Below are 5,540 nucleotides of genomic sequence, written 5' to 3'. Positions count from 1 at the left end.
CACCGGAGGTCGGCTGCGTCAGGCTTAACAACATCTTCATCGTCGTGGTTTTTCCAGCGCCGTTTCGCCCCAGCAGGCCATAAATGCGGCCTTTTTTTACGTGAATATTCAGATTGGCAACGCTTTTTTGCGCACCGTACTGTTTGGTTAAATTTTTTGTTTCAATAATGAAATCACTCAATTTCACGGCCTCCTTTTATTATTGGAACCAGTGTATCATGTCAACCTTGCAAAAACCTTGCCGCAACCTTGCATGTTCCTTGCAATTAGAGCAAAAAGAGATCCCTGCCCGCAGACAGGGATTTGCTCAATTCTTTACCGGGAAGCAGATGGTAAAAACCGTATATTGATTTGGCTCACTTTGGACGGTTATCCTGCCGCTCATTTTTTCAGCCATCTGCTTGACGATGGACAGTCCCAATCCGCTTCCTTTATCAGAGCGCCCTTTATCACATTTATAAAGTCGTTCAAAGATGTGCGGCAAATCTGCTTTCTCAATGCCTATCCCATCATCCGCGATCTTGATTTCAATCTCCCGTTCAATTTGTGCCATTGCTATTTTAATCTGCGAGGCCCGACTATGGGTGATGACGTTTTGGACCAAATTGTTGATGATACGGGTATATCCGTCCAGATCAACTTTCGCGTATAATGGTTTTTCCGGGAGTTCAATTTCGTAATCCAGATGTTTTTCTTCAAAAATGGGAATCCAGTCCTTTAAAATATTCCGTGTCAGTTCCGCAAGCTCCACCAGCTCGATGGATAAGGCAAAGTCGCTGGAATTTAGTTTGAACCAATCAAACAGAACGTCTATATAGTCCTTCAGGTCGTGGGCCTTACGTCTTGCGGTTTCCAGATAATCCTCGCGCTTCTGCCCGGCAACAACGCCTCTGTGTGCTGCGTCCAGATAGCCGATCAAGGTGGTGAGCGGTGTCCGAACATCGTGGGAGAGGCTGGTCATGAGATGACGGTTGGTTTCTTCCGCCGCCCTAAGCACGGAGAGCTGTTCTTCGTAACGGGTAACAATTTCATTCATTTTGTAGGAAAGATCGGCCGTCAGCTCATTGTCCACGGCAAGTATTCTGCGGTTTCCATTCCCAGCGTCAATGTCATTCAGGGCGTCCGTCATGTACTGAAGCTGCCGCTTGATGCTGAAAAGCTTTCCCATACAAATTGCGCAGAAAAAGAGAACAAGAAATAAGAGCAGGCTCAACGTCACATCTAGAATCAAAGTCACCTATACCTCCTTGTTGAATCGGTATCCGATTCCCCTTACCGTCTGGATATAACAGGGCGAACCGGAATCGGGTTCGATCTTTTTGCGGAGCCTGCTGATAATCGCCATAATATTGCTGTCATCATAAACATAAGACTCGCCCCAGACTTCTTCGTAAATCTGCTGCTTCGTCAAAATCTTCCCCTGGTTTTTTGCGCAGAACAGCAGCAGATCAAATTCCTTCAGAGGAAGTTCAAATGTCCCGTTCTGTGAGGTGACGCTCCGGCTGTCCATATCAATGGTTAGCCCTTGATAGGTCAGCGGCTGGGAATGCTCTCCTGTCATATTAAACCGCGTATACCGGCGAATCAGAGAAAGTACGCGGGCGATCAGTTCTTCCATATCAAAGGGTTTTGTCAGATAGTCATCTGCGCCGGAGCGTAGCCCGCGAATCTTTGATATGCTGTCATTTTTGGAAGTCAGCATCAGGATGGGGACGCTGCTTTTCTGTCGAATTCTCTCCATGGTTTCAAAGCCATCTATTCCGGGCATCATCACATCCAAAAGAATAAGCTGATAATTGTTCTTTTGGAGTATAGCGAGCGCGTCTGCGCCGGAATAGCAATGGTCTGCGTCTATACGCTCAGCAGCGACGCTCTGTTTAATTAAAGCGCACAGTTCTTTATCATCGTCAATTACTAAGATTTTGTAGTTCAAATTCAGTCCTCCTACTCTACGGCCTTTATTGAGTCAACATTAGGCCTTGGACTTGCCTATACCTCAGTATAATCGTTAAATCGAATGCAGGCAAGCTTGGCGATCCGTCATTGAAATTTTGTCAGATTAAAACGGAGAGGGGGGGGAAAACTCCGATTGAATTACCCCTTATACGACAAAAAGCTCATTTGAACATACTTCAAATGAGTTTTTTCTCAGCGATCCTTTTTACAATCTGTTCGTTCCTGCGGATGGACGCACTGCATCCACAGGCAGCACAGTAAGAGTTTTTATACGATTGCTATTATCAGATGCAACAAAATGGGCATGAAGGGCGATAATATCAAATTACCAATCTTAATATGAGTGATTTGAAGTATATTCAGTGCAATTCCAACGATTAAAATCGCTCCGATTTGTGACATTTCACTTGTAATAGTAGCATTTAGAAATTGGGCGATAAAGCTGGCGGATAATGTAAGAGCTGTTTGGTAAATCAGAGCAACAAAAGCAGAAAGGCAACAACCGATTCCCTTTGTGGTTGCCATTATAAAAATTACTACGCTATCTATAAGAGCTTTTGCAACAAAAGTATTAAATGTACCTTGTGTACCGCTTTCGATGCCGCCAACTATCGACATGGCACCGACGCAAACAAAAAGAGTTCCAGCTACAAACCCATCAGCAATGTTATCATTTCCAATAAAAGTAAGATGCTTTTGCATCACCTTTCCCATACGATTCAGATTGTCATCTATGTCTATGCGTTCTCCTACCACGGCACCGATGGCAATTGACAGAACAATCATAATGATGCTGGTACCTGCTGTAATACTGCTGATACCGATGTATAAGACACAAAGCCCTAAGCCCATCATCAGAGTGGTTCTTACTTTTTCTGGGATACCCTTTTTGCAGAAACTTCCTGTAAGCCCTGCAAGGAAGACACCAATTGAATTTATAAACACGCCAGTTAAAGTCATAATTTATTCCTTTCATTTTGATTTCAAATCGCTGACGGTATTTCCATGCAGGCATCGTTCAATATTCTCAAAGGGATAACCGCCCTTTTCTTCAAGCCAAGATAATCAAACATTGCTTTAAAAAGCAAAAAAACGTATAATCAGATGATATTAAAATTGTTGTCAATTTATCGATTTACATGAGAGATTGTCATGCTGTTATTTTACTAGAGATGAGCAGCATTGTAAAACGCAGCGTTTTACTTAGGAGCATGATAACCCTGCATGTCTCTGCTTGGAGGAAACATGGATACCAAAAAATTTGAAACTCTATTAAGAGTCATAGATTGCGGAAGTATTACAAAAGCCGGGGAAGATCTAGGCTATACGCAGTCGGGTATAAGTCATATGGTTAAAGCTATCGAAAGAGAATTAGGCTTTCCTGTTCTCATAAGAAACAGGAACGGGGTAGTTCCCACAGAAGATGGTAAAAAGATCATTTCTGCATTGAGGCAACTAGTTAATTGGAATGAACAATTTGAGCAAGTCGCAGCCTCTATTAAAGGAATCGAAATTGGAAAAGTCCGAATAGGAACATTTACGAGTATGTCGGTAAATTGGTTGCCACGCATTATAAAAGCGTTTCAATCAGATTATCCGAATATCGCAATTGAATTGGTTGAAGGCGGCAACCAGGCGTTGTCTTCTGGAATAGAAAATGGGCTGATTGATGTAGGGTTTGGCAGCTATCCGACAGGCATGGAAGCTGACTGGATACCATTATTCGAAGATTTCTTAATGGCAGTTCTTCCGCCGACATATGATATAAAGGATTTAGATGTCTTTCCAATACAGCGATTTAATCATCTCCCGTTTATTACGCTTTCGGAATCTTTTGATTGTGAAGTACAACAAATTTTTAAACGAAATTATATTTTACCTGATGTGAAATTTTCATCGACCGATGATTACACAATTATAGCAATGGTCAGACAAGGCTTGGGGTGCAGCATACTTCCGCAGATGGTTCTTCAGGGATATAAACATTGCAATGTTCAGACTTTGGCATTGGAGCCAGAATGTAGACGTCAGCTTGGCATAGTACTGCCTTCTCTCAAAGATGCGTCCCCTGCAACAAAAAAATTTGTTCAGTGTGCAAAAACAATCATCAATCAAGCTTTGGATTAAAATGAAACTTTGTATTGAATTTAAATGGAGGGAAGCCCAAAAGGTAAAGCAGGGGAGAACTGTACCAAAGCTTGGCTGCGCGTCATCCAAGTTATGATTGCTGTAATGCCAATCGCTGCGGCGATGATCAGGTTTACGCATCGCTGCACCCCATAGCACCTATGTGGTCCTTTAAGCAAAAAAGCGGGATGCCGATGAGCGCACCACCGCCGAAGCAGGTTAATTGCCGTGTTGTTAATCTGAGCAGGATCTTCATTTTCATGGCGGTCAGGTTCCTGCGAACGGGAATGTATCCCCAAGAATTTCCTTTAATAGAACGTTTGTGGTACACTAAAGAAAACTGAGATTGGAGAATGCCTTGTATGAACATGGAAAACTTTTTGCCAATTGCGTTGGATGCTGTCGTGCTGGATTGCAAAGACGTTGCTGTATTGTCTGATTTTTATATTCGGCTGTTGGGATGGAAACGGAATTATGACGAGGGTGAAGAATGGGCAGATATTTCCTCCCCGTCCGGTAACGTCAAAATCGCGTTTCAGTTCAATGAAAATTATGTCCCTCCGGTATGGCCGGAAGAACCGAACGCTCCACAACAAATGGCTCACTTGGATTTTAGGGTGAAAGACGGAGATCAGATGAAGCGAGCGGTGCAACATGCAATTTCCTGCGGCGCTGTAAAAGCAAAGATGCAATACGGCGAAGATAAATGGACAACAATGATTGACCCGGCAGGACATCCGTTTTGTTTTGTCATTTGGCCGTAAAATCAGTGCGCCTTGAACTGCAAGGCTTCGGGTCTTGAAAAGAGGTTGTCCTCTTGGAGTTTGGATTGTCTTCAGAATATAGTGAAAAGAGCAGGCAGGCGTTTAAAAAATCGCCTGCCTGCTCGCTAAATTTAATTTTGTTGGAAGAATGCATCTTGCAACGCTTCCCTCCAATCCACACAATGTTACTCTTTAGCTGCAGACATTCTGCCGAAAACTTCAGACAGAGCGTCAAATGCTGAGATACACCGACACAAGAACTCGTTTGGTCGGTCTGAAGGTACTACACCGCGCCAGGGCGCAGCCCATCCTCTGGCATTCCAGCCAGCTTCCTCCAGCGTTTCATACGGAGCAACATCGGAGTTCGCATCATAGGATATGGACAAATTTCCTTTAAAAGGTCTTGTCTTGAACAATGACCCCTGCGGGGCTATACCGCTTTCCCTAATGTTGTTCATTCAGTGAATCCTACTATGTATCGTTATGTTTTATAGATTTTTTAACCTGAACAACCTTGCTAGACCGGCGTTTGGAATAAAAAATCAATTTGCTGTATTCAGGTACTTGCGGTGTTGCCGGAGTAGCAGATGCGGACACGGCGAACGTCATGCACAGTCAGGGACGGAGCATAACGGGGCGATTTAATACTTCCCTAAGAAACTTTTTTATCGATCCCTAATCCAATCAGTATGC

6 protein-coding genes and 1 pseudogene are annotated in these 5,540 nt (G+C 43.5%); 2 read left to right on the top strand and 5 right to left on the bottom strand.

What is annotated here, in order from left to right:
* From RT018_RS11120 to RT018_RS11105, 4 genes are all read right to left on the bottom strand, one after another.
* On the bottom strand, positions 1-181 hold a 181-nt coding region (locus tag RT018_RS11120), incomplete at its 3' end, for an ATP-binding cassette domain-containing protein (protein WP_312941928.1).
* A gap of 126 nt (positions 182-307) precedes the next feature.
* The gene (locus RT018_RS11115; RefSeq protein WP_312942025.1) at positions 308-1,231 is read right to left on the bottom strand and encodes a HAMP domain-containing sensor histidine kinase; all 924 of its coding nucleotides are present in this window, start codon (positions 1,229-1,231) and stop codon (positions 308-310) included.
* 6 nt (positions 1,232-1,237) lie between these two features.
* Positions 1,238-1,933 (bottom strand): response regulator transcription factor, encoded by a 696-nt coding sequence (locus tag RT018_RS11110; RefSeq protein WP_312941926.1) that lies wholly within the window; start codon positions 1,931-1,933, stop codon positions 1,238-1,240.
* Between the two features lie 290 nt (positions 1,934-2,223).
* Positions 2,224-2,916 (bottom strand): DUF554 domain-containing protein, encoded by a 693-nt coding sequence (locus RT018_RS11105; protein ID WP_312941923.1) that lies wholly within the window; start codon positions 2,914-2,916, stop codon positions 2,224-2,226.
* Positions 2,917-3,201: 285 nt separating this feature from the next.
* Between RT018_RS11105 and RT018_RS11100 the strand changes: the two genes are divergently transcribed.
* A complete protein-coding gene (locus RT018_RS11100) occupies positions 3,202-4,083 on the top strand; it encodes a LysR family transcriptional regulator (RefSeq protein WP_312941920.1) in 882 nt (293 codons plus the stop codon).
* 172 nt (positions 4,084-4,255) lie between these two features.
* On the opposite strand, the pseudogene RT018_RS15845 reads toward RT018_RS11100, so the two are convergent.
* Positions 4,256-4,396, bottom strand: a pseudogene (locus RT018_RS15845) (PrgI family protein); the annotation flags it as partial.
* A 49-nt stretch (positions 4,397-4,445) separates the two neighbouring features.
* Between RT018_RS15845 and RT018_RS11090 the strand changes: the two are divergent.
* A complete protein-coding gene (locus RT018_RS11090) occupies positions 4,446-4,847 on the top strand; it encodes a VOC family protein (protein ID WP_312941917.1) in 402 nt (133 codons plus the stop codon).
* The last annotated feature ends 693 nt before the right edge of the window (positions 4,848-5,540 follow it).

Source organism: Oscillibacter sp. (genome assembly GCF_032060045.1).
GTDB lineage: Bacteria > Bacillota > Clostridia > Oscillospirales > Oscillospiraceae > Oscillibacter.
The sequence above is the reverse complement of the archived record's forward strand: the minus strand, read 5'-3'. Positions and strand labels throughout refer to the sequence as shown.